At 70.9% G+C, this 26,631-nt stretch carries 20 protein-coding genes; 7 read left to right on the forward strand and 13 right to left on the reverse strand.

Annotated features, from left to right (window positions below; translation table 11 throughout):
- Positions 1–946 precede the first annotated feature (946 nt).
- From ABT354_RS33815 to ABT354_RS33825, 3 genes are all read left to right on the forward strand, one after another.
- Entirely contained in the window at positions 947–1,669 is a 723-nt protein-coding gene (locus ABT354_RS33815; RefSeq protein WP_351500989.1) for a hypothetical protein, read from the forward strand.
- Positions 1,666–2,112 (forward strand): helix-turn-helix domain-containing protein, encoded by a 447-nt coding sequence (locus ABT354_RS33820; RefSeq protein WP_351500992.1) that lies wholly within the window; start codon positions 1,666–1,668, stop codon positions 2,110–2,112. The genes ABT354_RS33815 and ABT354_RS33820 overlap by 4 nt, the downstream gene beginning before the upstream one ends.
- A gap of 475 nt (positions 2,113–2,587) precedes the next feature.
- Complete coding sequence (locus ABT354_RS33825; protein ID WP_351500994.1) at positions 2,588–4,021, forward strand: acyltransferase family protein; 1,434 nt, start codon at positions 2,588–2,590, stop codon at positions 4,019–4,021.
- Between the two features lie 135 nt (positions 4,022–4,156).
- Here the strand turns inward: ABT354_RS33825 and ABT354_RS33830 are convergent, their stop codons facing one another.
- From ABT354_RS33830 to ABT354_RS33840, 3 genes are all read right to left on the reverse strand, one after another.
- Positions 4,157–5,761 (reverse strand): serine hydrolase domain-containing protein, encoded by a 1,605-nt coding sequence (locus ABT354_RS33830; RefSeq protein WP_351500996.1) that lies wholly within the window; start codon positions 5,759–5,761, stop codon positions 4,157–4,159.
- A 665-nt stretch (positions 5,762–6,426) separates the two neighbouring features.
- Positions 6,427–7,749 carry a ParB/RepB/Spo0J family partition protein gene (locus ABT354_RS33835; protein WP_351500999.1) on the reverse strand — a complete coding sequence of 441 codons (1,323 nt, stop codon included), beginning with the start codon at positions 7,747–7,749 and terminating at the stop codon, positions 6,427–6,429.
- Positions 7,746–9,002 (reverse strand): ParA family protein, encoded by a 1,257-nt coding sequence (locus ABT354_RS33840; RefSeq protein WP_351501001.1) that lies wholly within the window; start codon positions 9,000–9,002, stop codon positions 7,746–7,748. Before ABT354_RS33840 ends, ABT354_RS33835 begins: the two co-directional genes overlap by 4 nt.
- Before the next feature lie 310 nt (positions 9,003–9,312).
- Here ABT354_RS33840 and ABT354_RS33845 point away from each other — a divergent pair, with 310 nt between their 5' ends.
- Together ABT354_RS33845 and ABT354_RS38145 are read left to right on the forward strand one after the other, a co-directional pair.
- Positions 9,313–9,591: a hypothetical protein gene (locus ABT354_RS33845; protein ID WP_351501003.1), complete on the forward strand. Its 279-nt coding sequence runs from the start codon at positions 9,313–9,315 to the stop codon at positions 9,589–9,591.
- Between the two features lie 236 nt (positions 9,592–9,827).
- Positions 9,828–11,129, forward strand: a complete 1,302-nt coding sequence (locus tag ABT354_RS38145) for a DUF2637 domain-containing protein (protein ID WP_502983550.1) — start codon at positions 9,828–9,830, stop codon at positions 11,127–11,129.
- 718 nt (positions 11,130–11,847) lie between these two features.
- Here the strand turns inward: ABT354_RS38145 and ABT354_RS33855 are convergent.
- The 5 genes from ABT354_RS33855 to ABT354_RS33875 form a co-directional block, all read right to left on the reverse strand.
- Positions 11,848–12,252, reverse strand: coding sequence for a DUF6009 family protein (locus ABT354_RS33855; RefSeq protein ID WP_351501005.1), 405 nt, complete (start codon positions 12,250–12,252; stop codon positions 11,848–11,850).
- Positions 12,249–13,913, reverse strand: a complete 1,665-nt coding sequence (locus ABT354_RS33860; RefSeq protein ID WP_351501007.1) for a DNA primase family protein — start codon at positions 13,911–13,913, stop codon at positions 12,249–12,251. The genes ABT354_RS33855 and ABT354_RS33860 overlap by 4 nt, the downstream gene beginning before the upstream one ends.
- Entirely contained in the window at positions 13,910–15,040 is a 1,131-nt protein-coding gene (locus tag ABT354_RS33865) for a bifunctional DNA primase/polymerase (protein WP_351501010.1), read from the reverse strand. Before ABT354_RS33865 ends, ABT354_RS33860 begins: the two co-directional genes overlap by 4 nt.
- Positions 15,041–15,978: 938 nt before the next feature.
- On the reverse strand, positions 15,979–16,563 hold the full coding sequence (locus tag ABT354_RS33870; protein ID WP_351501012.1) for a TetR family transcriptional regulator: 585 nt from the start codon (positions 16,561–16,563) through the stop codon (positions 15,979–15,981).
- A gap of 198 nt (positions 16,564–16,761) precedes the next feature.
- A complete protein-coding gene (locus ABT354_RS33875) occupies positions 16,762–17,508 on the reverse strand; it encodes a TetR/AcrR family transcriptional regulator (protein ID WP_351501014.1) in 747 nt (248 codons plus the stop codon).
- A 147-nt stretch (positions 17,509–17,655) separates the two neighbouring features.
- Here ABT354_RS33875 and ABT354_RS33880 point away from each other — a divergent pair, with 147 nt between their 5' ends.
- The gene (locus ABT354_RS33880; protein ID WP_502983551.1) at positions 17,656–19,026 is read left to right on the forward strand and encodes a DMT family transporter; all 1,371 of its coding nucleotides are present in this window, start codon (positions 17,656–17,658) and stop codon (positions 19,024–19,026) included.
- On the opposite strand, the gene ABT354_RS33885 is transcribed toward ABT354_RS33880, so the two are convergent.
- The gene (locus ABT354_RS33885) at positions 18,963–20,891 is read right to left on the reverse strand and encodes an acyl-CoA dehydrogenase family protein (RefSeq protein ID WP_351501016.1); all 1,929 of its coding nucleotides are present in this window, start codon (positions 20,889–20,891) and stop codon (positions 18,963–18,965) included. The two genes, ABT354_RS33880 and ABT354_RS33885, sit on opposite strands and share 64 nt — an antisense overlap.
- 401 nt (positions 20,892–21,292) lie before the next feature.
- On the opposite strand from ABT354_RS33885, the gene ABT354_RS33890 reads away from it, so the two are divergent.
- Positions 21,293–21,973 carry a ScbR family autoregulator-binding transcription factor gene (locus ABT354_RS33890; RefSeq protein ID WP_351501018.1) on the forward strand — a complete coding sequence of 227 codons (681 nt, stop codon included), beginning with the start codon at positions 21,293–21,295 and terminating at the stop codon, positions 21,971–21,973.
- A 491-nt stretch (positions 21,974–22,464) separates the two neighbouring features.
- Here the strand turns inward: ABT354_RS33890 and ABT354_RS33895 are convergent, their stop codons facing one another.
- From ABT354_RS33895 to ABT354_RS33910, 4 genes are all read right to left on the reverse strand, one after another.
- Entirely contained in the window at positions 22,465–23,466 is a 1,002-nt protein-coding gene (locus ABT354_RS33895) for a trypsin-like serine peptidase (protein WP_351501020.1), read from the reverse strand.
- 358 nt (positions 23,467–23,824) lie between these two features.
- Positions 23,825–24,640: an aminoglycoside phosphotransferase gene (locus ABT354_RS33900; protein WP_351501023.1), complete on the reverse strand. Its 816-nt coding sequence runs from the start codon at positions 24,638–24,640 to the stop codon at positions 23,825–23,827.
- Positions 24,641–24,705: 65 nt separating this feature from the next.
- Positions 24,706–25,101 carry a VOC family protein gene (locus ABT354_RS33905; RefSeq protein ID WP_351501025.1) on the reverse strand — a complete coding sequence of 132 codons (396 nt, stop codon included), beginning with the start codon at positions 25,099–25,101 and terminating at the stop codon, positions 24,706–24,708.
- Positions 25,102–25,224: 123 nt separating this feature from the next.
- Entirely contained in the window at positions 25,225–26,622 is a 1,398-nt protein-coding gene (locus tag ABT354_RS33910) for an erythromycin esterase family protein (RefSeq protein WP_351501027.1), read from the reverse strand.
- Positions 26,623–26,631 lie beyond the last annotated feature (9 nt).

The following is a 26,631-nucleotide window of genomic DNA, read 5'->3' on the forward strand; positions in this document are numbered from 1 at the left end:
AGGGGCGCCGAGCGTCTCACGGGCCCTCAGAACGGCTTCCAGGGGCCTTCCTGGGCCATCGACGGGAACTTCGGCCGGTCCCACTCTCCGTGATCGCGTCGCCGAATCAGGTTCCGTCTCCGTGCGTTGGCGTTCACGGACCACGCTGTCGAGCACACCCACCCACCGCCACGCACCGCCACCGACCCGGCAGCGTCGGCTCGCAGCTCCCCACGGTGGTTTCCACTCCCCCACCCCCATGGCGCCTGGCCCACGAACAGCGACCCCCGTCGACCCGGCCGCCGGAGTCCCAGGGCGCGGAGACATCAGGAGCGATTTCCGGCCCCAGCCACCCCAACCGTTCGGTGAATCCCTCGTCACGGCCCTGACCACCCGAGACGCAGTACCGCTGCTGCCGTCCACGGTCCGCACCTGTGCGACGGAGCCGCACGCGAAGCCTGAGCGGCCCAGGGCGGAGTTACGTACGCACGCGCGCCTTATAGAGATTAGCGGAGAACCACGAAACCGCAGGTCAGAGGGGGTGTGGTCATCGAGATATGTCCCCCCACGAGGTACATATCGCTGAGGATATGTACCTCCTGAGGGGGCATATCGGGGGGTCTAAGTCAACTCTGGGCGACATGGTAAAGACAGTAATGTCAACTGGAGGCGACAAAAATGGGGGTCTAAGTCAAGTGGAGTCGACACGATCCGGAGGGGTCAAAACACGCGTGTCAAGCAGAGGCGACTTGCAGGAACGTTTTACGTCAAGCTGAGCTGACACGTCGGCAGACATGTGTCCAACGGTCGGACGCCGGCTGCGGGACTTCGATCCGGACAGTGGCGGCGAGATATGTACCCCCTAGGGGGACTCATTCGGCCGAGATGTCTTGGTGGAACGACGTAGATGTAAAGCGCAGATGACATACTGTCCCCGCACGAAGATCCAGACCGGGGGAGCAGTGTCATGTCGACCGAGCGGCAGTTCCGCCACACCGGTGTCGACGCGTTCGGGGACCCTGAAGCGCCGCCGCAGCCCGTACTGCCCTTAAGCGATCCCGCCGACGCATGGGACCGGCCCCTGCGTCCTGTCCGGGACCTGGACGAGGTCGCCCGGACATTCCCGGGGCGGCGGCTGACCCTGGACAGCGAGCGCAGCCAGCTGGAGTTCTACGGGACTCCTGAGCAGCCGAACGCGTTCTCCATGGACAGTCTTGAGTTCTTTCTCGTCATCGCCCAGTTCTTCCGCGAGGCGCTGCCCCTGCGGATGATTCTGTTGCTGATCGCCTGTCAGCGTGCCGGTGGGCGGATCCAGCTGACACAGGAGGAGATGGCGACGGTTCTCGATACATCCCGGGGCAAGGTCAACGAAGCGCTGAGCGAGATCATGTTCCACGGGATCGTGTTCAAGGTGAAGCGTGGGGTGTACCAGTTCAATCCGCCGTACAGCTACCGGGTGGCGGAGTTCATTCCTGGAACCGAGACGACTCCCGCCGAGTACGTCAAAGTGGACCAGCAGAGCACGATCACAAAGATCCGTTCGGACCAGACGCTCCCCGAGTTGGTGCGCTTCCCCTCGTTGGAGAAGATGCGCGAGGAGATCGCCAGGTTGCGTGCGGAGCGAGCGGAAGAGCGGGCCCAGCGGCGCCGGCGGCGGTCGGAGCAGCAGGAGAAGAGGAGAGAACAGTGAGCGGTCTGCATTTCGCCGCCGTCAACGCGGAGGGGGTCGTCGCGGATCTGGATCTGCTGCCCGCGGCGTACCGGGTGCTGCTGAAGCTCAGAGCACACAGTGAGCCCGGCGGTCGTATCGAGATCGACCAGGTGACCATCGCCCAGCTGCTGGGTCTGAGCCGGGCCGCGGTCAACGCGGCGCTGCGCGATCTGGATCTGGCGCAGCTGGTGAAGAAGCGGCGTGCGGGCATCTACCAGATCAATCCGATGCTGGCGGGCTATCTCTCGCCGGAGGACGCGGTGGCGGCGGTCCGGGCGATGCCGAAGGAACAGCGGCTGAACGCACCGGACTTCGTGGAGCGCTACAAGTGCGCGGTCGTCGCCTATCAGGACCAGCTCGCGGAGAAGCGGCGCCGGAAGGACGACGAGAGACGCCGTCAGATCTTCCGGGCGGTCTCCTGACCGGGTCCCGGCCTCCGGGACCGTCGAGGGCCGAAAGCTCCGATGCCTGACACCGCCGGCGCCCGAGAGCCCCCGCCCCGGGGCTCCGACGGAAGTGCGGACGGCTCCAGGGACGGAAACAGGGCCGGGGCAGGGACGGGAACAGGACAACCGAAGAGCATCAGCAGCAGCCCTGAGGGCCCGCCGTAGGACACGGCGGGCCCTCAGTCGTTTCAAAGCGACCGTCCGGACTGGTTGTTGGCCAGAGCTTTGCGCAACTCGGGCTTGATTTTGAGCCAGTCGACTGGACACACGCCCTCTTGGCGTGCGCGTGTCATCAGGGTGAACAGCGCCCTCGGTGAGCTGTGAGGAATCGGAAGCAGAGCCACCGGAAGTTCCTTTTGCGTCAATCTAGAAAACCGCTCCAGCGGTTTGTTACTGTGCCCGAGCTTCTGCAACTCCGCTTCTGGTAGTTCGAACGAGAGGCATCGACGCCGTGACGACCATCCTTGACACACCCCGCCGCGCGACGAACGGCCGCGGCGGGTCGCTCTCCGGAGCGACCGGGGCAGCGGGGTCCGCGCCCGCGCCGGCCGCCCCCAACCATCTGGTCCGCTCCGACCGGACCTTCGAGCCCGCGATCGACGGCCTGCGCGCGGTGGCCACCTTTATGGTGCTCATCGCGCACCTCGCCCAATGGACCGGCGCGCTCATCGACGATCAGGGAAGACCCGGGCCGTTTGTCTCCGTGATGAGCGGCCTGCTGGTGGCGATACCGATCTTCCTCATCATCAGCGGCTATCTGCTCTACCGGCCCTGGGCCGACGCCGCGCTCGGAACCCGCAAGGCGCCCAAGGTCACGCACTACTACTGGCACCGGGTGCTGCGGATCTTCCCGATCTACTGGGTGTTCATCCTGACCACCCTGCTGATCTTCAACCGGGAACAGGCCGGGGACTTCTGGCGCACCGTCCGGCTGATGACCGCACAGCACGTACAGAACTGGGCCGACCTGAGAACCGACCCGGGGCTCACCAACTGGGCGCAGACCTGGAGCCTGGCCACCGAAGTGCACTACTACATGGCGCTTCCGGTGGTCGCTTTCGTTCTGCACCGGGCACTCAAGTCACGCTTCGGCGCACCGCTCGCCCTGGTCCTGCTCGGCGGTGTCGTGGTCGCCGACTTCACCTGGCTGGTCGCCACCAGCCCGTCGAGCCCGCTCGTCCCGCCGAGCCTGTGGTGGCTGCGCGGATATCTCGGCTTCCTCGCCGTGGGTATGGCCCTGGCGATCATCGCCGCCCGGACCGCGGCCACCGGCCGGGAGTCCGCTCTGGGACGGATCGTCAAGCGGTCGCCGTGGGGCTTCTGGGCGCTCGCCGTGGTCGCCTACGCCTTCACCAACACCGACTGGGCCGGAAGCATCGACGACATAGCCCTCTCCCCCTGGCAGGCCGGGATCAAGTACATCTGCCACCTCTCCGTCGCCTTCGGGCTGGCGGCGCCGCTGGTGCTCGCCCGGGGCAGCGGTCCCGAGCGGCTGCTCTCCCGCCGCACCGTGGTGTGGGTCGGCCGGGTCTCCTGCGGGATCTTCCTCTGGCACCTGGTGATCATGCAGGTGACCGTCTGGTACCTGATGGACAGCGACTGGGCGCAGCTGGGCACGGGTTCGTTCTTCGTCCTCCTCCCGTTTGTCACCGCACTGTCGGTACTCGCCGGATGGCTCTCGTACACGCTGGTGGAGATGCCGGTACTGCGCCGCTTCCGGGTCAAGCCCCAGCAGTCACAGAAGAAGCAGGAGACTCAGGTTCACCATTACGGCGTAATAAAGTCCGCCCCGGCGACCGCGTCGGTGTCCGGAGCGGCGACCGCGCCGACGGGTGATGCGGCGGAGACATCGAGCGGCACCCCGGAGGAGGGACAGCGGTCCTGAACCGGATTCCCGTGTCGGAGCGATCCCCCACGACCGGCGGTGGACGGTGGGCCCCACTCCCCCGTCGCCGCCGGTCCGCTCCGGTCCGCCCCTCACCGGCGCCCGCGACCGTACCCGTACACGCACCCGTATCGATCAGGGAGAGCGGTTCGCGGCGCGCATCCCTATATAGAGGCATCGGCTGCCGTCGGGCAGCCGAGTGAAGACCACGGGCAGCCACTCGTCCTCGTCCGCTCCCCCGCTCCCGGCGAAGACCGTCCCGGAGACCGGGATCAGCTCCAGCTCCCGGGGGACCCGGCAGTCGGGTGTCGGATCGGCGGGGTCATGCACCAGCCGCCCCCGTCCGCCCTCCGCCGTGACGGTGATGACGGCCCCCGCCCGTCGATAGGTGCCGACCAGCGGAGCGAGATCCACCGCAGGAGGATCGGCCGGCGGGGCGAACGGCTCGGGCAGCAGCACCCCGCACAGCTCCTCCAGGATCTCCCCCAGCAGCGCGTCGGCCAGCCGCCGGGCCCGGCCGCCATTGGTGAGCAGCACCACCGCGACCCCGGTTTCCGGCACCACCCGCAGAAACGCCCACTGGCCAGCGGCCGACCCGTCATGGCCATAGCCGGGTATGCCGTCCCAGTCGTACAGGGTCCAGCCCAGTCCCCAGCCGTCGGCACCGACCGTCCACTGATCCGGCACCCCCGTCTCGCGGTGCTGCATCGCGGCGACCGCGTCCACGGACATCACCCGGGCACCGCCGGGAGCCGTGCCGCCGTCGAGATGCATCCGGGCCAGCCCGGCGAGATCGGCGGCGGTGGCGATCACCCGTGCCGCCGGACCCAGTGAGCGGGGCGCCGGATCCCAGTGCGGTACGGGAACGGGGCCCTTGCCCGGACCGCCGTCGGCATGTCCCATCGCCACCGGGAAACGCAGGGCCTCCTCGGGCAGGGTCATGGTGTGGTCGAGGCCCAGCGGGGAGAGCAACCGCTCCCTCAGCGCCCTGTCCCAGGTGGTTCCGGTGATCACCTCGGCGATACGGCCCAGCAGCACATAACCGGTGTCGCTGTACGAGACGGCCGTACCGGGACGGCGGTCCGGCGCCAGCGAACGGCAGGCCTCCACAGAGCGGGCGAGACAGTCGTCACCGCGCCCCGAGTCATGGAGCAGGCCACAGGCGAGTCCGCTGGTGTGGGAGAGCAGCTGACGGATCGTCACCAGCCCGGTGATATCGGAGTCGGCGGTGGCGAACTCCGGCAGGACATCCACGACCCGGGTGCCCAGGGCCAGTTCACCGGAGTCCACCAGCCGCATGATGAGCGTGGCGGTGTAGACCTTGGCGAGCGAGCCGAGCTGGAAGACCGAGCCGGGGGTGACCGGGGTGGCGGTCCCCCGGTGCAGCACCCCACTCACCAGGGGATGGATCCGACCACCCGTCAGTATCGCGAGGGAGGCACCGGGAACCTGATGGGCTGCGCGAAGGTGGTCGAGCCGGGATTGCCAGTGGTCGAGATCGGGCGGGGTGTCCCGCACCTCCCGCGCGTCCACCTCCGGGTCCTGCGGCCGGATCCCGGCACACGCGCCGCGCTCCGGGGCGGTACGGGCCAGGGCATGGGTCGACGGCGTGCCGAGCGAGGGCACCGGCGGCAGCCGGGCGTCGCCCTCCACCGAAGGGCGCACTCCCTCACCGGCGCCGCTGCCGCCGCCACTTCCCGGGGAGAACCCGAACTGGGTCTCGTCTCTCGGCGTATGCATGGTTCATTCCTCGCGGGTCCGGAACCAATGGGCCGCCGCACGATCGTCGTACGGTGTACATCTGGCGGAACATCGTACGCATGGCGAACATTGTACGCAAGAGGGTACGGTGTTCGGGCGCCTGTGGGCGCACGGCATGGACCAGCGGGTACCCCCGTCGTCCACCGTCATTACGGCGTAATAAAGGGGAGTGGTTCAAGGACCACTCCCCCGGCCCCTGCCCCGGATCCAGGCCGAGGCGTCGCCGATTATTACGCCGTAATGAAACCGGGCGGCACCCGACCCTCGGAGCGACAGCCGCACCGACCGCCGGACCGACCGACATGACTCCCTCACCACCCCTCCCCCGCTCCGGGGTGCCCACCCCCGGATGCCCGCGCCGATTATTACGGCGTAATGAAAGACCCGCCGGAGCGGAGACCGCTACGACGGGGAGCCAGGAAGAGGGAGACGGAGAGAGCGGACGGGGAGAGCAGATGGGGAGACCGTACGAGAGCGGGGGGAGGGGACAGGGGGCGACGGGGGCGGGGCGGGAGGCGTGCCGATTATTACGGCGTAATGAAACGGGGCCACTCCCCCGCCGGCGGCTGCTCCGTGGGTGGTCTTCATTACGCCGTAATGAAGACCACCCACGGACCGGGCCCTCTCCCGAGGGCGAGGCCCCGCTACTCCCCCTGGAGCAGCAGCTCGGCGACCTGGCGCCGGTACTCGGGGCTGCTGGCCGCGGTGAGGTCCGCGACGAATGCCTCCGGCCCCCCGAGGAGTTCCAGATAGCGGCCGATCAGCCGGTGGCGCTCCGAGGCGAAGACCTTCGCGAAGATGATGTCCATGCTGGCGGCACCGTCGCCCCAGGGCATCTTGATCTGACGGGGCTTCTCCCCCACGGTCTCCGTGGTGGCCTCCACCGTGGTCGAGGCCGAACCACGGTCCGCGTCGGCCGGGGCTTCCTCGGCCGGGGAGCGCTGTGCCGCCGAGGAGAGCGGCTCGGCGACGGCGGACGGCCGCGCCTCTCCCCCGGCCACAGCGGACTGGCCGGACTCGGCAGGCTCCACGGCTCCGGCGGTCGCGGCGGTGGCGGCGGGCCCGGACTCGACGGCCTCGACGGACTCCGCATGCTCGACGGACCCGGACCCGGCGGAGTCCTGGCTCTCCCCCGTTTTCATTACGCCGTAATAAAGACCGTCCGCCGGACGCGGCACGACCGGCCCTGCTGCGGGCGCCGCCGGGGCCGGGACGGGAATCGTCCCCTCCCCTTCGAGCGCCGCCTTCCGCTCGGCGACCCTGGCCTTCTTCTCCTTCAGCCGCCGCAGATGCTCCTCCTGCTCATCGGGCTTCTTCCGCCCGACACTGCGCAGCAGCTCCGCCGACTCCTCCCCCGCTTCGAGCTTCCGCTGGAGTTCCGGAGTGAGCTTCAGCAGGGCGAGCCGCTGGGAGACCCAGCCCTGGGACCGGTGCAGTCGCGCCGCCAGCGCCTCCTGGGTGCCGTGCACCGTGAGCAGTTGCTCCAGGGCACGCGCCTCGTCCAGGTGGTCCAGGTCCTGCCGGTGGATGTTGGCCACCAGCGCGGACTCCAGTATTTGGTCGGGGCTGCTCCCCAGCGCCTCGTCCAGCATCACCTTGATGGTGGCCAGGCCCGCCTCCCGGGCGGCGGCCAGCCGGGAGTTGCCGTCGATGACGACGTACTTGGTGCCGGGCTCCAGTCCGCTCTCCTGCCCGGGGTTGGCCTCCACATAGGAGAAGCGGGACATGATGCTGATCGCGGTCTTCTGCCCGTGGTCGCGCAGGCTCCCCGCCAGATGCGAGAGATCGCCCAGCTCGGTGCGCGGGTTGGCCGGGTTGAGGCTGATGACCTCGACGGGCAGCTCGACCGGGGGGATCGTGCCCGCCGTCGGGGCCTTGGTGGCATCGTTGATCGCCTGCCGCCGGGGGCTGATCGATTGGGCCTGCTGGAACGAGGAGCCCGTACCGAGCCTGGACGCCTTGCTCATGAGATCTCCCGGGCGAGGGCGCGCAGTGCCACCGCCTGGCCGCTGCGGGGGGCGTAGGCGAGAAGGGGCTGCTTCACCCGGACCGCTTCCTTCTGTTCCTTCAGGTCACCGATGACCCCCACGACGCGCGGATCCTTTATCTCCATCCAGTTCTGGAGGGAGGAGGTGGCGATATAGCCGCGCCGGGCGTCGTAGTGGTTGACGACGATCCCGAGGTAGTCCAGCTCCAGCGCCATATCGCTGCGGAGATCCTCGATCTGGGAGGTCAGCAGGCCATAGGCGTCGGCGGAGCTGTCCTCGGCCTGGACGACGACCAGGACTCCGGAGTTGCCGGGGGTCTCACCGGGGCGGCGGCGGCCGTAGTAGGCGGCGGCGTCCATGCTCAGTCCGAGGCTCGGCGGGCAGTCCACCAGGATGGCGTCGTACTCCTCCTCCAGCGGGGCGAGCGCCCGCTCCAACGCGGCCTCGCGGGCCCGTACCCCGGAGAGCTTCACATCGAGAAGGAAGGCGTCGGTGCAGGCGGGGAGGAGATGCAGCCGGTCGCCGAAGCGGTCGTCCTCGACCGTGACGATCAGCTCGCGCAGCTCCGACTTGCCCTCGCCCGCCATGTGCTTGGTGAGGCTGTCGCCGTCGAGGGGGAGTGGCTCATGGCCGAGCTGCTTGGTGAGATGGCACTGGGGGTCGAAGTCGACCAGGAGCACCCGCAGCCCGAGGCCGGGCAGATCCTCGAAGTCGAGCGGGTCGTCGTCGGGGGCCGCAGTACCGTCACCGGCGCCCGCGCGGGCGCTGGCCAGATACTTGGAGACGCGTACCGGGTGAAGCCGGCCCGGGTCCTCGGCCAGGGCCTCGCCGGCCCCGGCGGTCACCGCGGTCTTGCCGACGCCGCCCTTCTGGTTGCAGACGATGAACCGCTTGACCACGACGGGCCGCTGCACTCCAGGGGCGGGGTTGCGGTCCAGCCACAGCTGTACCGACTGGGCCAGCGCCTGGACGAGTGAGAGCCCACGGGCGGAGCAGTCGCGGCGGAAGTCCTCCCACTGACCCGGGGGGAGCCAGGTCGAGAAGGACTTGGCCCCCGAGGTCTCGATGGGGGAGAGGTTGGCACCCAGACCGCGCCAGGCGGTGATACCCGCTTCCACGGCGTGCTGGATGTCCACACCGTGCTGTGCCGTACGGACCTTCAGATCCTGCTGTAGAGCGGCAGGAAGTTTGGAGACGACCTTTTCCCGGTCGCCGGAGGAAGGCGAAGTCATGAAGGACACCTTACTAACTCACAAGATCAACTGAATCACCGACACGTTAGTAAGTCATAAGTTCGGCCGGGTGGGGGAGCGGGAGCCGGTGGGGGAGCCGGCGCCGGGGCTTCATTACGCCGTAATAAAAGGAGGCTCCCGGTCGCCATGCGGGGCGCCCCGAGCGCCCGGACCGGGGGAGCGGCGGAGGGTCATCCGCTCATGGGCTCGTCCTACAAGGGGATGGACATCTCGTAAAACGCCCATACGGCGCAAACTTGTCCCCCGCTTGCCGCAATTCAGGGCCTTCCATGCCGTCGTTATCCGGGATATGACGAGAACCGAGACTTCACCCCTGGCCCCCGGTCGCGTGGTGGTCGGCCCGGAAGCGGCCCGGCTGGGGAAATGGGTGTTCGTGCCCCGGGCGGCCAGGCCGCCGGCCGGGCGCGCGGCGCTCCAGCACGAGGACCAGCGGATCGAGCTGACGTACTCCTCGTCGGTGCTGAGGCAGTTGCTGACCTCGCTGGAGCAGATCCAGTCGGACTTCCGGCGGCTGTCGGGGCCCGCGGGGGCGGCCATGCGTGGCGACGCGCAGAGGGCGCGGAGGTGATGGGGGACGACTACCCCGGACCCGGCGCCTATCCGCCGTACGGACCGGGGCCCCAGGGCGGGCATCCGGGATGGGGCCCCGGACATCAGGTGGGCGGACCCGGGGGAGTGGGGTACCCCGGCGCGGCGGGAGCGTACGAGGTCTCGTTCGGGATGCCCGGCGCCATGGGTCAGATGGGGCAGATGGGTCCTGTGGCGTACCCGGGGCAGACGGGTCCAGCGGGATACACGGGACAGATGGGCCAGGTCGACGCGGACACCCTGACCGCCGCCGGCTGGGATCCCACCTGGGACCCGACCGCCGAGTTGCAACAGATGCTCCTCCAGAACGCGGTCATCACCGAAGCCGCCGCATCGGCCGCCGCGGCCGGGTACCAGGTCCCGTACCAGGTTCCCTACCAGGACATCCCCATGGAGCACCTGACCGACGGGATCCGCTACGGCGACCAGGTCCCCCTCGCACACGGCGGCTACCAGGAGCCCTACGACGACACCTATGGAAGGGACGAGCGATACCGCGCCGGTCGGGTCTCCGGCCCCGACGACCGTCATGTCGGCGGTCATGTCCACGGCCAGGCCTACGGCAACGGCTACGGCTATGACGAGAGTGATGACGACTCCCGCGACGAGGCCTACGACGCGACCTACGACGACGCCGAGGCATACGGCACCGAGGTCTATGACGGTGAGACCTACGACGACGAGGTGTACGAGGCCGCGCCGGTCGTGATCCGCCGTAGCCGGTCGGGCCCCAGCAGACGGCGCAAGCAGAAGTGGTGGGCGAACGAACAGAGCCGCCGATCCGTTCTGGGCCGACTGCTCAGCTTCACCATCGCCACCCTCGCCGCCGTTCTGGTCTCCATGGTCAGTGTCTTCGGCGGCATGGTGGCGATGGAGCCACTGCGCAAGGTCGCGGCGGCCCGTACCGATCCCGGGCTCATCGGCTGGTGGCCCCTGCTGGTCTACGGACCCTGGACGGTGGCATCGCTGTCGATCCTGCGGGCCGCCCTGCACCGGCGCCGGGCCCTGCACTCCTGGGGAGTGGTCCTGCTCTTCACCGCGCTGGCCACGGTGCTCTGTGTGACCCAGGCGCCCCGGACCCTGCCCGACATCGCCGCCGCCGCCCTTCCGTCGCTGGCCGCGCTCGCCTGCTTCCATCAGCTGGTCCGGCTGATCACCATGGTCCGGCCGCCGCTTCCGTCGCCCTCGGCCCGCCATCGGGCCCGAGCGCTGCGCCGGCGGAACCGCCGCCCCGCCGCCGGCACCACCGACACCACGGAAATGGCCGAAAAAAGCCCACAGAAGGGGGAACCGGAGACCCCTGGAGCGAACCAGCCCTCTTCCGGAGGAGTGACCTCCCCGGGAGGACAGCCGACTTCCTCGGGGCGGCCCGTCTCCGGGGTGCGCCCCGGTGGGGGAGCGGGGGAGCGGACCCGCGAGGAGACCCCGTCCCCGGTGCGGATCTCCTCGGTACGCCGTTTCGCCCCGGCGGAGGAGAAGGCCGTTGCCGACGGCGGCCGTTGGTCCTCTCTCCGCTGATCCGGCCCTCGATCCCAGGACCCCCCTTCAGAAAGCCCTGAAGGGGGGTCAGGGCGCCTCTCGGGAGGCTTCCGGGGTTCCCGGCCCGGGGGAGGGGGTTCAGGCCGCGAGAGCGGCCCTCAGGGCTTTTTCCCGTACGAGGTTTGGGAGCGGGGTAGTCGGCGAGCGACGCACAGCGACCGAGGATTCCTTTGGTCGCTGCTTCGGTCTCACCATCAAATCCCAGCTCAGGATGGGTACATCGGACCCAACAGCGACTGAAGCGACTGAGCGACCGTATCTATAACGGTTATCGTGCCTACGCGCACACACATACGCTCACCCGGGAAATGGCTTATAGATGGGGTCGCTGGGTCGCTTCAGTCGCTCATTTGCCGAGAAACAGCCTCTGACCTGGGCTTTTGTCGTGAGACTGAAGCAGCTACCGAAGGATCCAGGGTCGCTCGGCTTCAGTACCGGAGGCCCCCTCCGCCGTCGTTGGGCCCCTCATGGGCAGACGAAAGGGCTCCGACGGCCGTCGTCCGGCCCTCGGAGCCCCCGCCTTCAGTAGCTGCCGTCGGTAGCTGGCTTCGGTAGCTCATCTCAGTAGCTGCTCGGTCGCTGCGGCCGGGGCGCTCCTCCGGCCCGGCCCGCTCCTCCGGCCCCGTCCTGCCCCCGCGGGCCGTCCCCGGGCAGCGTCGAGGGGCCGGGCGCCCCGCACCCGGCCCCTCGGCCCGCCTCAGCTCATCGGGAGGGTTATCCCCAGCTCACGCATGGCGGCGGACTCCGGCCCGCCCTCCGACCGCTGGGTCTTGTACCCCTTCACCCCCGCTTTGATGGTCCGCGGGTCCACCGCCTCCGAGGGCGCACCGGACGCGTACAGCCCGTCCGGGCGACCGTCCCGGTCGTGCGGGAGCAGCCAGAAGACCCGCCGCAGGAAGGTTCCCGAGACCCTGGAGGAACGTGCCTTCGGACCAAGAACCGCATAACCGACCATACGACCGTCCCGGTGGTAGGCCGGCCGCCCCCGACGGGACGGCAGCCGGTCCAGGGTCTGGCGTACATAGTCCAGGGGTTCGATGTCTTCCAGCCACACCAGCTCGGCCTCATGGGCCAGTTGTGTGGGCTCGATGAGGGCACTCATGACATTTCTCCCACTTCGGCGTTGAGCCCGATCCCGGGATAGAACTTGCGCTGGTTGGACAGAATCATCTCCTTCGGGGTGGAGATGCCGACAGTGTCCCGTACGCGCGCGGCGAACGCGCGCGAGGAGGCGGGGTTCGCCCCCTCCAGCTGACACCAGTCCTTGTAGCTTGCATAGAGCTGGGTCTGTTCCGCCCGCATGGCGGGGCCCAGCGTGCAGCACTCCGCCAGGAAGCGCCCCGTGTGGTCCTCGGTCTCCGCGTACGCGGTGGTGGCGGTGCGCACCTGCTCGGGCCCGGTCAGGTCGCGGGAGCCGTTCAGATAGCGACGGGCGCCCTCCACCAGCCAGTTGAGGATCCCCGGGCCCTCCTCGGTCACCAGCACATCGGCGAGGTTGTCGACCTTGCGGTCGTCGTCCACGACCCGCTCGAACGGGATCAGCTTCATCCGGCGCCAGAAGGCGTAGCCGCCCGTACCGACCTCCGGGCGGTGGTTGCCCAGCAGCCAGAGCTTGTGGGTGGGGCCGAAGCTGAAGAAGTCCTGCCGCATCCGGCGGGCCTTGATGCGGTCACCACCGGTCAGCAGCTTCACCCGGGCCTCGTCGAAGCGGTCGCCGGGCTTCAGCTCCGAACAGACGATGATCCGGCGGCCGTGCAGCTCCGCGAGGTCCGTCGGATGCCCCTCGAAGGGCCGGGCCATGAGAAAGCCCGGCGGTGCGGCGTCCGCGTAGTCGCCCAGCAGCTTCACCATCACATCGAGCAGGACGCTCTTGCCGTTCTTCCCCTGTCCGTAGAGGAAGGGGAGCACCTGGGCGCCGACATCCCCGGTGATGGAGTAGCCGAGCAGCTCGTGCAGGAACGCGATCATCTCCCGGCCCTCGGCGTCGTAGCCGAAGCAGTCCGCGAGGAAGCGCTCCCAGCGCGGCGTCGCCCGGGGGCGGGGGGCCACGCTGGTGGAGCGGGCGTGGTAGTGCTTCTCCGGGTCGGGCGGGGTGAGGATGCCCGTCGTGAGGTCGATGACCCCTTCGGGGGTGCACAGCGCGTACGGGTCGGCGTCCAGCATGGCGGGGCTGAGCACCATCCCGGGGGCCGCCTTCGCCTGGGCGAGCATCGCCTTGATGCCCGCCGTGGACAGGGCCCGGCGGCGGTGGCGGCGCAGCGAGCTGTCGGTGAAGCGGCCCCGCAGATCGGTCTCGGCGAGCATCTCGGCCATCTCGCCGGCCGCCCACATGACCCCGTCGTCCTCGTCGAGGTCCCAGCGGAACTTGTTCCAGCGGTACCAGCCGAGTCCGGGGACATGGCGGAAGTCCCGCCCGTACAGCGAGACGAACAGCTTGGCGTTGCCCCGGTCGCTGAGGCTGTCCGGGAGCACTCCGTGCTCGCTGGCGACCCGGGCGGCCTCCGGTCCGGGGACGGCCTGGGCGGGGACGCCGCCGGGGGAGCCGAGGATGATCTGCCGGGCGACCTCGACCGGGTCGAAGAGGCTCTCCTGGGAGGGGTCGCGCAGCTCCGCCGGGCCGCCGGGCGGCAGGCCGGGGGAGCCGGCGACACCCGGGGGCAGCGGCGGGCGCGGCGCGGGGTCCGTGACGGGTCCACCGGCCCGGCCCCGGGTGGGGATCCGGGCGGACTCCGCGGAACCTTGAGAGGTAGGGGCGTCGTTCACCTGCGTTCTCCCAAGTCGAGTGGCCGCCTGCTGCCCGCGCCCATGCCACTGCGGATGATCGCGAGACAACGGCGCTCCTGTCCCGGGCGGGCATGCGTGGCAGCCGCCATCAGTGCCGCCTCGGCGGCGTCGGCGGCCATCCGGCCCGCGCCCACCAGTCCGCCCGCGGTGAAGGCGGCGCGGTTGAGCTTCTCGGTGAAACCGGCGCCCTGCGGGACGGCCGCGCATTCGGTGACGGCGGCCAGGACGGTCGCGAGCGCGCGGGCCGCGGAGTCCCGTCCGCCGCGCGCGGCGACGACGGCGGCACGGGCCCGTGAGGGTACGGGGGTGGGGGAGCCCCCGCGTGGACCCGGTGGCACCGGCCGGTGTCCGGTGCGCTCCAGCTCGGCCCCCAGCCACCCGGGGAGCGGCGCGGGCCTGCGGGCGCCGTCGAGGGCGGTGTAACGGCCGGAGACGGTACGGGTCCCGGGCGCGATGATGTAGCCGCCGTGGGACCGGATGTCGACCTGCCAGGCCAGTGCGCGGCTGGCGCCCGAACCGGTCGAGCAGCGCCACTCCTGTCCCGGCCGGGTGGTGTACCAGACATGGAGTCCGCCCGACGGGGTGCGCACCCGCAGGGTGGTCCCGTCCTGGGCGGGGTCGGGCCGGCCGCGCAGCGCGGCGAGGACGGCGAGGCTGTGGAAGCCGTGGCGCAGCCCGTCCAGGCAGACCGAGTCGGGGATGTGGATGCCGGGCAACAGCCGGTCCGGGGTGGGCAGCGGGGCCGGGTGGGCGTCGACGTCGATGACGACGAGCCCGGCCGGTCCGCAGGAGACGCCGACCCCGAACCGGGGCTGGCGCCGCCACCAGGCGGTGAGGACGGAGGGGTCGGTGGTGGCGGCGTGGAAGCCGTGACACCAGTGTCCGGCCGGGATGCAGGGGCACTCCTGGGCGGGGTGCGGCCGGTCCCGGCAGTCGGCGCAGTTGGGTGCGGGCGTCTTCCGCCCGGGGGCCAGGGGATGGACGGGCCATCCCTGGGCAGCGCACCACAGCGCGGTCTCCAGCGGGTTCGCCCAGGGCTCGGCCGGCGCGGTGCCCGACCCGCCCAGGGCTGAGTCGCTGTTAGGAATCCCCAGGTCAGGGGGCATCGACGTTCCTTTCAGCGACCGAAGCGACTCAACTTCACAGATGTATTCAGCGATGTGTTCAGCACAGGCTAACCGACCGTCTTCCACGGGTCCGGCAGGTGCCGGGAACGGCGGGGCGGCGAAGGGTGCCCGGAGTGGCCGGGATATCCGCCCTGGCGCGTACAACGACGAGGTGTGGTGGGGGAGACGGCCGGAGCGGCAGATGATCAGACCGGTGTGGTGCGGCCGTGGTTCGCGCGCCCCGCGTGTGCCGACACACTCTCGGCGCCCCGGCGCGACGGGCGCGGCGGACGCCTCCGGCACGGCAGAGCGGACCCGGTGGGGGAGTGGTACGGGGCCCGGCGCGCCGGATGGGTGCCGGGCGGACGACGATCGGTCGTGACGAGCATGCCTTTTCCCCCGGGCGTGCGAAGTCGACCCCGCGCCAGGGGCCCCGGGGCGGGCTGTGGTCGATACCGCGAGGAGTGCTCCTCCCGGCGGTCCCTCCCTGGGCGTGCGCGCGGCTGCCGCCCGGCCGGGCGGCAATCCCCGTAAAATAAAGCGTATTCGTTTTGTTTGTCGAGGTACCGGCAAATCCCCTTGTGACGGGCTCCGTCGGTGTCCTGCCGGTCCGGTCCGTTTCCGCCCGGTGCACGGCGTGCCCGCAGGGTCCGTACCGCCGGGTGGACCGGTCAACTCCGCTCCTGGCAAGGGGTGTTGAGCTGTCGGGAGCGCCCCCAGGAGTGTCCCCGACCCATGGCCGTGACAGGGTCCGGGCGGCGCGAAAAATTGGATGGAGTCATCACCGCGTGAAAACCGCCGGGTGTCTCAGGGGCCGGGCGGCTCAGGGTTCGGGCAAAACTCCGCCGCAGGATTTCTTGACGCCTTTCTGACGGGGTCTTTCCCGGAGTCTTTCCGAGGGTCTTTCCCGGAGGGCGACAACCGCGGGCACTCCGGGCTCACCCCCGCCCCGGGCTGCCGACCCCGGCCAGCGCCAGCCGCCACAGCCGCTCCAGCCGGTCCACGGCGGCACCGTCCCCCCGCCCGCCGCGCGAGCCCTCCGCCGTGCCCGCGGTCAGATACTCGACCAGCGTGGCGACATCGCCGGGACCGACGCCCCGGCGCAGCTCCCCGTCCGCGTGCGCCCGTTCGAGCAGCCGCCGGACCTCCGGCAGCCACAGCTCCGACCAGGCGGCGTCGGCCGCCCGCTCCCGGGAGAGCCGCAGGGCGGCCCGTACCGAGGTCTCCTCCTCAAGGAGCCGGGCCAGCTCCAGGGTCAGCCCGACCACCGCACCGAGGGCGGACTCGGGGCGGGCCGTCACCCGGTGCAGCGCGGCACGGGTCAGTCCGTTCCCCTCGCCGACCACGGCGTCGGCGAGTTCGCCCTTGGCGGAGAAGTGGAAGGTGAGCGCGCCGAGCGAGATGCCCGCCGCGGTGGCGACCCGGGCCAGCGAGGTTCCGTCGTATCCATCGCGGTCGAAGAGCACGGCCGCCTCCCGTACGAGCGCCGCGCGCGTGCGCACCGCCCGGTCCTGCTTTGTCATGCTTCGCTCCGCTTGAGGTTCTGCGGTGGACGGCTGCGGGGACCGGGCGGGCCGGTACCGGCGCAGGGGAAAACCACACCGGAACCGGCCCTGGGGCCTGCGGGGTCAGGCCTCAGGAGGACGGTCCCTGGGATGTCCGGTGACCCGGGAGGACCCCGGGTCACCGAAAGTTCCGACACCAGGTGAAAGCTCTGCCGGCTAGCTGGCGGAACCTTTCACCTGGCGGAGTCTCGCCTCCAGGCCGTCGAGGATCCGGTCCAGCCCATAGGCGAAGTTCCGGTCGCGGGTGGCGCTCGGGTCCTGGTCCCGCTGGGCGGCGTACCCCTGCTGGAGCCGGGGGTAGTCCTGGGCCGCCTCCTCGGCGGCGGGCCACAGCCGCCGCATCCAGTCCTGCTCGGTCTGCCCGCTGCGGGCCAGCATGGTCAGCCAGGCCGCCTCGCTGGTGGTCATGCCGGTGACATACGCGAAGACCATCCGCACCGCGTTGTCCGCCTCGTCCAGCGGGAAGCCCGCCGTCTCGAACATCGCGAGCATGCGGTCGGAGAGCCGCATCATGTTCGGCCCGAGGTAGGCCACCCCCATCTCGCCCAGGACGGACGCGATCCACGGGTGCTTCAGGATCATGCTGCGCATGCTGTGGGCGCGCAGCGTCGCGGCCGCGCGCCAGTCGGCGGCGTCATCCGAGTCCGGTACGTCCAGCTCGCCGTAGACCTCGTCCACGACCAGCTCGATCAGCTCGTCCTTGTTGGCGACATGGCGGTAGAGCGATGTCGCCCCGGCGCCGAGCCGGGTGCCCAGCTTGCGCATGCTCAGCGCGTCGATGCCCTCGGTGTCCAGCAGCCTGACGGCCTCGGACACGATCTGCTCCCGGCTGAGGGCGGGCTGCTCCCGGCGGGCCCGGGGGCGGGCCCACACCGAAGGGATCTGCTGCGAGTCGACAGGCATTGGGACCTCCTCTTCCGACTCCACCGTAGCGCACGCCATACGCATCTGGCGTACACGGTGAAAATATGAGTACAGTGTGCGCATCGATGGTACGGTGTTCGCAGAACGAAGGCGGGGCCGCGCTACCGGAGTCCGCCAAAGGGGGACTTGAACCACCCCTACAGCGGTCCGCAGGCGTACGGCACGAGGCTCGGCACACGGCCCGAGACGGAGACGGAGACGATGGACATGACGTTCGACCTCACCAGCGGAGTGGCCCTCGCGGTCCTGCTCTCCCTCGTCTCCGCCGTCGCCTACGCCGGCGGCGCGATCGTCCAGGAGCGGGTCGCCTCCTCCTCGCCGGAGGGATTCGCCGCCGCGCTCCGCAGCCCCGGCTGGTGGGCGGCGAACGGACTCAACGGCACCGGCGCCCTGCTCCATGTGGTCGCCCTCGCCTACGGTCCGCTCAGCGTCGTCCAGCCGCTCGGAGCGCTCACCATCGTCTTCGCGCTGCCGCTCGTCGCCCTCTCCACCGGCCGCCGCACCGGCGCCAACGCCTGGCGCGGCGCGGCCATGGCCACCGCGGGCCTCGCCGGACTGCTGGCGCTGACCGGCTCGGCGGGCACCGGATCCCTGGCCGCCGGCGACCGGCTGCCGCTCGCCGTCACCTCACTCGCCGCCGTCGCCGCGCTGATGGCCGCCGGCCGGGCCGCCCGGGGCAACGCGGTGGTCCGCAGCACCCTGCTGGCCTGCGCCGCCGGTGCCGCCTACGGGGTCAGCTCGGTCTTCACCAAGACCGCCGCCGTCGACTGGGCCGCGGGCGACACCACCGGGGCGCTCTTCACCGGGGCCGTGATCCTCGCCCTCGCGGCGGCGGGCACCGTGGCCTCCCAGGCTTCCTACCGGGGCGCCGGTCTCGCCACCCCGCTCGCGGTCGTCACCGTGGTCAACCCCGTGGTCGCCGCCGTCATCGGGATGGCGCTCTTCGGTGAGACGTTCCGGTACGGCGCGCTGGGCACCCTGCTGGCGATCTGCGCCGGTGCCGTGGTCGCCGGTGGTCTGACCCTGCTCACCCAGGAGCGGGTCCGTGCCGCGGCCTCCACCGCCCCCGCCGCCGTCACCTCTGTCGCTCCGGCCACCCCCGCCGCGGCCGGTGCCGCTCTGTCGCTCTCCGCCGCCGCACTGCCCGGCGCCCGCGTCTTCCGGCCCGTGCCGGTGGCGGTGGACTCGCTGGTCCCGCCGGTCCTGGTCTCCCGTACCGCTCTCGTCCGTCCTCGTCCGCAGACGGTGGCACCGCTCGCCCTGCGTGCCCGGGTCGCCTCCCCGATCGCCCCGCGCGCCGCGTACGGCCGTACCGCTCCCGCCCATCGTGTCCCGGCCCTTCCCGGCCAGGGCCACGGTCACGGTCCCGTCCAGGGACCCCACCACCCGTGCACCCGCTCCGCCGGAACCGACCCGGTCCGGCCCGCCGCCGCTCAGCACGCGAGGGGGAGCCGCAGGACGGACGCGGATCTGGTGCCCTCGGGCTCCGAGGCGTAGCGGTCGATCTGCCCCCCGCTCGCGATCGGGACCCGGGAGAGCAGCTCCTCCGGCAGATCGAAGGCGTCGACCAGGGTGAGCATGTGCGGGGCCAGGTGGGCCACGGCCGCGTCGATGGCGGCGGGCAGCTGGCGTACGTGGTCGGCGCTCATCAGCCCCTCCGCGAGCAGGTCCCCGGTGTGCGCGGAGACCTGCTTCAGCAGGAAGAGCAGGCACAGACCGTGCAGCAGATAGCGGGCGTCGGGCTCCACCGCCTGGGCCGCCGCCGCGAGCAGGGCGTCCGCCGCCTGGAGCCGGGCGTGCGCCCCGACCATCTCCAGCGCCGCCGACGAGGTGCCGTTCCAGCGGGCCATCGGGTCGCCCGAGGGGCCCTCGCGCAGCGAACGGCGGGCCCGCTCCTGCCAGATGCTCTCGACCTCGGCGAGCAGCCCGCGCAGGAAGCGCAGATCGGTGAGGTCCTGGTCGGGGGAGAGGGGGCCGAGGTGCCCGCGCTCCACGGTCTCCTGACCGAAGATCATCTCGCTGGCGGCCTTCACCCAGATCACCAGGTTGTCGCCCTCGGCGGTGATGGTGCCCTCGGTGGCCATCGTCAGCTCGGAGATCCCGTTCGCCGGGAAGAGGCCCTGGGCGCCGCACCGCTCACGGCACTCGGTGGTGATCGCGCGGGACTGCCAGGTGACCCATCCCTTGGTGATGGCCACCAGACGCTCCGCCTCCGCCTGGTTCTCGGCGGTGTGCCCGACCCAGCGGTCCACCACCGTACGGTGCAGGAAGGTCATCGCGTACGCCGTCGCCAGCGAGTGCAGCAGCGGGGCGTGGTGGCTGCGGTGCGCGACCACCGGAATCCGCTCCCCGGCGCGGGGGGCGCTGATGTGCCGGTCGTGGCCGTAGCGCACGGCGATGGCGAGCGCGGCCCGTGAGACCCCGAGGGCGCCGGCGCTCATGCACAGCTTCCCCGAGGTGACCCGGCTTATGGAGCTGAGGAGCCGCTTGCGGCGGTTGCCCACGGTGCTGTTGAGCCTCCCCTCGTCGTCCAGCCGTCCGTGGTCCGCCTCCAGCAGTGCCTCACGCGGCAGCCAGACCCGGTCGAAGGAGGTCAGGCAGTGGTCCATGGGGGTGCCGGTGCGCTCGGGCAGCTTGCGCACCTGCACACCCGGGAGATGACCGTCGTGGTCGCTGAGCGGGGTGAGGAAGAGGTAGATGCCCTGGTCCTGACCGTCGATCAGCAGCCGGGCCGCGACCACGGCGCTCTTGGGGCCGCCGGTGAGGCTGGTGTTGGGCATGAATTTCTGGGCGCCCGGCGTCGGCGTGTGGAGGACGAAGCCCCCGGTCGCGCGGTCGTGGACGGCGAGGGTCTGGAGGGCGGCCACATCGTTGCCGTGCTCCAGCTCGGTGCAGAGAAACGTTCCGGTCTGCTCCAGCGAGGTGAAGCGGGACAGGTCCCGGTCCTCGTGGTCGTGGTCGAGGAGGCTGCCGAGGAACAGGTTGTAGTGGATGCTCGCGAGGGTGCCGAGGCCCCCGTCCACCACGCCCGCCCACTCGTGCAGGGCGGCCAGCCGCCGGGCGTCGTTGGCGAGGTCGGTGGCGCTGGGCACCACCTCGTTCAGCAGACGCAGCCGGTCATAGGTGAGGGCGGTGCGCTCGGTCGGAGAGAGGTGCGGGCGGTAGGCGAACTCCTCGCCCGCGATCAGCTCCCGCCAGGTTCCGTGCACCCGCTCGCGGTCATGCTGTTCGAAGAGCAGGTGCGACAGCTCTCCGACCGCTGCCGACTGCGTCGTACCCCTGTGGTGCGTGGTGTGGAAAGACCCCCCGATCTCGTCCTGGCGTGCGTCCGTCCGGGTCATCTGGAGCGTGAGCAAGGTCATCGATCTCTCCGATTGGATGTGGAACCGGATGGTTTGGAGCCGCAGCCACAAAATACATACCAACCGGTTTTGTTTCAAGCGTTCTTCACGCGGTTGGTGCTGCCTCGTCGGGGGTGACTCGTCGCTTTGGGGGCGGAGTGTTCCGCTGTGTGCAGGGCGTTGCTCCTTATATAGGGGGCGAGTGTTGCTCATCACGCCGCGATCCCAGGCATTGAAATACCAGGAGCCTGGTTTTATTTTGGAGTGACGGTGATGGTTGCCGGGTTCCTGATCTTTCCGAAACCTCTGTGAAATGGTGTGATTACAGAAAGTGATGGAAACTAGCTCAAAGTCACGACTGCTACTATTCAAACCCTTCGGTTTCTTTTCTACGCCGGGCAGCGGCGGTAAGGAGGTGCCCCATGGCGCGGCAGGAGCGAGCCATCAGGACGCGGAGGAAGATCCTCGTCGTGGCTGCCAAGGTCTTCGATCAGGTGGGTTACGAGGCCACCACCATCTCGGACATCCTTGATCAGTCAGGGCTGACGAAGGGGGCGCTCTACTTCCACTTCGGGTCCAAGGAGGAGCTGGCCCAGGCGGTGCTCGCGGAGCAGGTCGCGGCGCTGCCGAAGGTCCCGCCGCAGGATCTGAAGCTCCAGGAGGCGCTGGACGAGGGGATGCTCCTCGCCCATCTGCTCACGGGGGAGGACGGCGACCCGATCATCCAGGGGAGCATCAGACTCACCGTCGACCAGGGCTCTCCCAAGGACAACCTGGACCGCAAGGTGCCGATGCAGGGCTGGATCAATCACAGCCTCGAACTCTTCGCCGAGGCCAGGGAGAACGGGGAAGTACTGCCCCACGCCGACCTCGACGCGTTCGCCCGGCTTTTCGCCGGGTGCTACACCGGGGTCCAGGTGCTCTCGCGGATCATGACCGACCGGGAGGATCTCGCCGAGCGCATGGCGGACCTGTACCGGAATCTGATGCCGGCGCTGGCCGTTCCCGCCGTACTGGTGCGGCTGGACTTCTCGCCCACGCGTGGCGCGCTGGTGTACGAGCGGGTGATGCGGGAGCACGAAGCGGAGGTTGTCTCCGTGTAATGCCGCTCCGGCCGAAGGCCCTCAAAGGCCCTTCATGGAGTAAAGAAAACCGCTCGATTGGTTTTCTTTACTCCATGAAGGGCCGGGCCGAGAAGGTCGGAGGATTCCCGGGATTCCCGGCGGATTCCCCGGAGGTTTTTGCCTCTGGGATGCCCCTGGGATGTCCCTGGGGTATCTCCTGGGGCGGGGGTGTCTCCTGAGGACGGGGGTGTCCCCGGGACGGAGGTGTTCGCGGGGCCGAACGGGTGGTCCGCGCCGGGCCGTTGCCCCGGGGCCGCCGTGGACCCGTACGGTGGGAAGCTGCCCACCGGGAGCGGACCGGCCGTCCGTTCCTCGTCGTCACGGCCGCCCGGCCGTCCCCGTGTGGGCATGGCGGTGGCCCGGCCCCCGTGGAGGGGAGCCGGGCCGGTCCCGCGCGGACCGCGGTGAGCGCGTCCGCCGCCGGTGTGGGTCAGGGCCTGCTGGCTTGCGTCAGGGCCCGTCGGGTTGCGTCAGGTACGGCCGCCCTGGGCGTCCCACATGGCCTTGACCGCGTCGTCGAAGTACGAGCTGCGGTTCCAGCCGCCGGTGATCAGCGTGCTCACCACGCCGTTGACATGTCCGAGGCCCGAGGAGGCGACCGGGTTGCGCAGCCAGGGGCCACCGCCGCCCCGGAAGGCGCACTGGATCTGGACCCGCTCATCGGGCGCGGGCAGCGGGGACGCGGTGCTCCGGCAGGAGCGCTGGATCTGGCCGGTGTTGTGGTCGAAGGAGTAGCCGGCGACCGTCACCGTCTGCTGGCGGTCGTAGTTCCAGCTCAGGCCGTTGCCGCCGGTGACGTCGATCAGCTTCCTGCCGCTCAGCGGACGGGTGGTCACCATGGCGATGTCCAGCCGCAGATCGCTGCTGTTGACCCAGCCGCTGAAGGCGCGGAACTCCTTCGCCTGGAAGGTGCCGTGCGGGCGGGTGCCCGAGCGGAAGGCGGGTACGTACACCCAGTTCGACACATAGCGGCCCGCGGTGCCGTTCGTCCCGCCCTCGTTGACGCAGTGGGCCGCGGTGATCACCAGCTGCTTCGACGGGCTGGCGAGCGCGGAGGCGGAACAGAAGTAGTCCTTGCCGTCCGCGGGGTGGGTGTAGAAGACCTTGCCGACACCGGCGGTATCCGCGCGGGTGCCCCGGGCGGGCGGTGCGGGGGCGATGCTGCCGGGCTCGCCCGTGGGTCCCTGGCGCAGTGTGCCGGGCTCCGCCGGGCCTGACTTCGGGGCGACGGCGGGCAGGGCCTTCGCCATGCGCGCGGTGGTCCAGTACCGCTCCAGCGCGGTGGCTGCGGTACGGGGGTCCGCGCCGCTCTGCGCGGGGACGGGCGCGGCGACGGGCGCGGCGACCGCCGCAGGGCCGGACCCGGGGGCCCGGGGGGCGTCTCCCGCCTGGGCCGGGGAGGTGCCGGCGGCCCCGAGGGCGAGCACGGCCGCGGCGGCGGAGGGCAGGAGAACACGTCTGGTACGGCGCACGTGACGATCCCTTTCCAGCAGGGGGAGGCATGGGGCGTACGGTGCGATCGGTTGCGCGATGGTTCTCGTCGACTGATGTCGTGTCGTGCTGCGAAAACTAACCAAAGTCAACGAGAGTAAACAGCGGGATTCGCGCCAGTGACGGGCCCGTTGAGGGGCCGAAGCCGTCCGATGGGCTGTGCATACCAGGCGTTATGCCAGCTGGGAGCGGGGCGGGGAGTACGGGGTGCGCGGACCCGGCCGTGGACGTGGACGTGGACCCGGACCTCGGGGCCGAGGTCGGGTGTCGGTGGCCCCGGGTGTCCGTGTCCCCCGGGGTGTCCGAGCCTCCCGGGTGTCCGCGTCCCCCGGGTGTTCGCTAGCGCCCGCCCGCAGGCCGCCGCCGGAAGGCGCTCCAGCGCTCGGCGGCGTCCCGCAGCCCGAACGTCCACTCGTTGGGGAACTCCTCCGCGATGCCCGCCCAGTACCCCGCATGGGCCCGTGCGAAGACGGCGACGGCCGCCTCGGGCGCCGAGGCCCAGCCGGGCACCTTCCCCGCCCAGTGCTCGGCCTCCTCCACCGTGTGCCCGGAGAAGGCGAGCCAGACGACCCAGCACCCGGTGTCGATCCAGGCGGCGCCCCGGGCCGCCTCCGCGAAGTCCACCAGCCGTACCCCGCCCCCGGGGGTGATCAGGGCGTTGGCCGGGTTCCAGTCCGTGTGCACCAGCGAGTCCCCGTCGAGGACCCCGGCCTCCCCGGGGTCGTCCAGGAAGCCGGCCCACCGCTCGGCCGCCCCCGGCAACCCCTCCGGCGCGGCCACCGGTTCCAGCGCCGTCAGCGCCTGGACCACCAGCGGCAGATCGCCCGACCCCGGCCGGATGTCCGCCGCCCGCCCGTCGGCGTACTCGAACCCGAGGAGGTCCCAGCCCTCGGCCGTCACCCGCCAGCGCAACTCCGGCGCCAGCGGCACCACCCGTGGATTGGCCAGCGCCTCCCGCCCCTGACACCCGGCCCGGGGCCCGTCCGTCCGCATGCCCTTCACGAAGTACCGCCCGCCGTCGGCCGTCTCCAGCACGGCCCCCAGCTCGCTGATGAACCCGGCGGCAACGGACTGCGCCGAGGCCAGCGGCCCGGTACGGGTGAGGACGGCCTGCTGGACAGCGGCGGGGAGTTCATCCCAGGTCTGGCGTGGCATGCGGGCGAGGCTATACCCGGGGGTCCCCCCGGGGAGGGCCGTCTTCCGGCCGTGCGGGGCGGGTTCTACGCGGTCGCCGCCGGCGGGGTGTGTCCCGTGTCGATGACACAGAAGCGATTCCCGTCCGGGTCGGCCAGAACCACGAAGTCGGCCTCCCCGGCGTCCTCGGGATATCCGTCCCAGTCGACCCGCAGCGCCCCGAGCGCCACCAGCCGCTCGACCTCGGCCGCCTGGTCGGCGGAGTCGCCCGCGTACAGATCGAGATGGATCCGGGGGTGTTCCCGTGCCGGAGTCGCGCTGGTGGACAGGGAGAGCTGGACCCCGGTCCCGTCCGCCGGGACCAGTACCACCCAGTCGTCCTCCAGCTCCTCGCGCGGGACGTACCCCAGCGCCTCTGCCCAGAACGCCGCCGCACGCGGTACGTCCGACACACCCAGCACGACCGAACCGATCCGCAGCATGGTTTCTCCGTTCCCCTGTTTCCCTGGCCGGAGGCGATGGGGTCCCCGGCGCCCCGGACAGGAACGGTACGGCGGTACGGGGGTGAGTTCGTCAGGTCGGGGACCCGTCAGGTCGGGGACCCGTCAGTCGGAGGAGCCCGTCAGGTTGAGGAAGAGCAGCGCGTCCGTCTCCGGCACCCCCGCCGGGTCGAACGGGGAGTACCCCGGGCGGGCCGGGTCGGGGTGGGCGCACAGGCCCGGGAGGTTCGCGAGGGCCGGGGTCAGGGCCGGGGCCGGGTAGAAGGCCCGCTCAGGGGTGGCCCGTGCCAGCACATCGCGCAGCGCGGGAGCGGCCGTGGGCGCATCGGGGGGAGTGCCGGGACCGTCGGCGGAGATGCCGGGCTCCGGGCCCTCGGCGAAGTCTCCCGCCACAAAGACATAGCGGTCCCCGATGGCGGAGGCGGAGATCAGCGCGCCCGCGCTCCACCAGCCCAGGGCCGGCTCCGCCGCGCCCCAGCGGCTGCGGTGGCGCTGGAGATGCGCGTTGTGGGCGAAGACCAGACAGGGGCCGCGCCGGGCCTCCGCCGCCGCCACGGCGAGCAGGTTCTCCGCCATCATGACGTCCCGCAGCCCGAGCAGTACCGACACCCGGTCCGCCGACGGCGAGGCCATCGCCGCGTGGTACCGCAACAGCCCCCGGGCGGTACGGGCCTGGGCGTACGCGCGCTCGAAGGCGAGGTCCGAGGTGGCCCGCCGCAGCGCCGGGGCCTCGCTCTCATGGAGCGCGAGCAGATCGTCGGCCACCACCCGCAGGGCACGCGCCTCGGGGGTGGCGCCGATCGACCGCGAGGGGTCCCTCATCGCCGCCGGATCCGCCCACGCGGACTCCTCGCCGAGCAGCCGGTCGAGATCGCTCGGGTCGTGGGGGACGCGCCCCGGGGGCAGCTGCGCGGCCAGATAGGCATGGGCCGCCGCCAGCGAGGAGCCGGGGCCGGGGGCGCCCGTGATCTCCGTCGGGGCGTCGATGCCATGGAACCGGACCCAGGCGGGCGGCGGGCGGCCCGCGTTGTGGTCGCGCAGCTGGACGACCAGTTCGCGGTTGGCGGGCGAACCACCCCAGCCATGGCTGAAGCCGGTGGCCATGACCTCGTCCAGATCACCGGCGCCGGTGGTGATGTAGTCGTCGACGACGGCCGCCGCCAGGGTGTCGCTCTCCAGGGCGACGGAGCGGAAGCCGTGGTGGCGTACGAGATGGTTGAGCATCCCGTTCCGCAGCTCGGGGAAGTCCTCCACACCGTGGGTGGGTTCGCCCAGACCGAGCAGGAGCGGCGGACGGCCGAGGCCGGTCAGCAGCCGGTCCACCGCCTGCCCGAGCCCGGCGGGGCCCGAGGCGTCCGCGCTGCCGGTGGCTCCGGTGGCTCCGGCGGCCTCGGCACCGTCGGCACCGTCGGGGGAGAAGTGGATGCCGGTCTCCCGGACGGAGGCTATGGCGGCGGCGGAGGCGAGGGCGGCGACCGAAGCGGCAGAGGTGTACGGAGGCATACGGGTGCC

Origin of the sequence: Streptomyces sp. NPDC000594 (genome assembly GCF_040299965.1) — a bacterium.
Classification (GTDB): Bacteria; Actinomycetota; Actinomycetes; order Streptomycetales; family Streptomycetaceae; genus Streptomyces.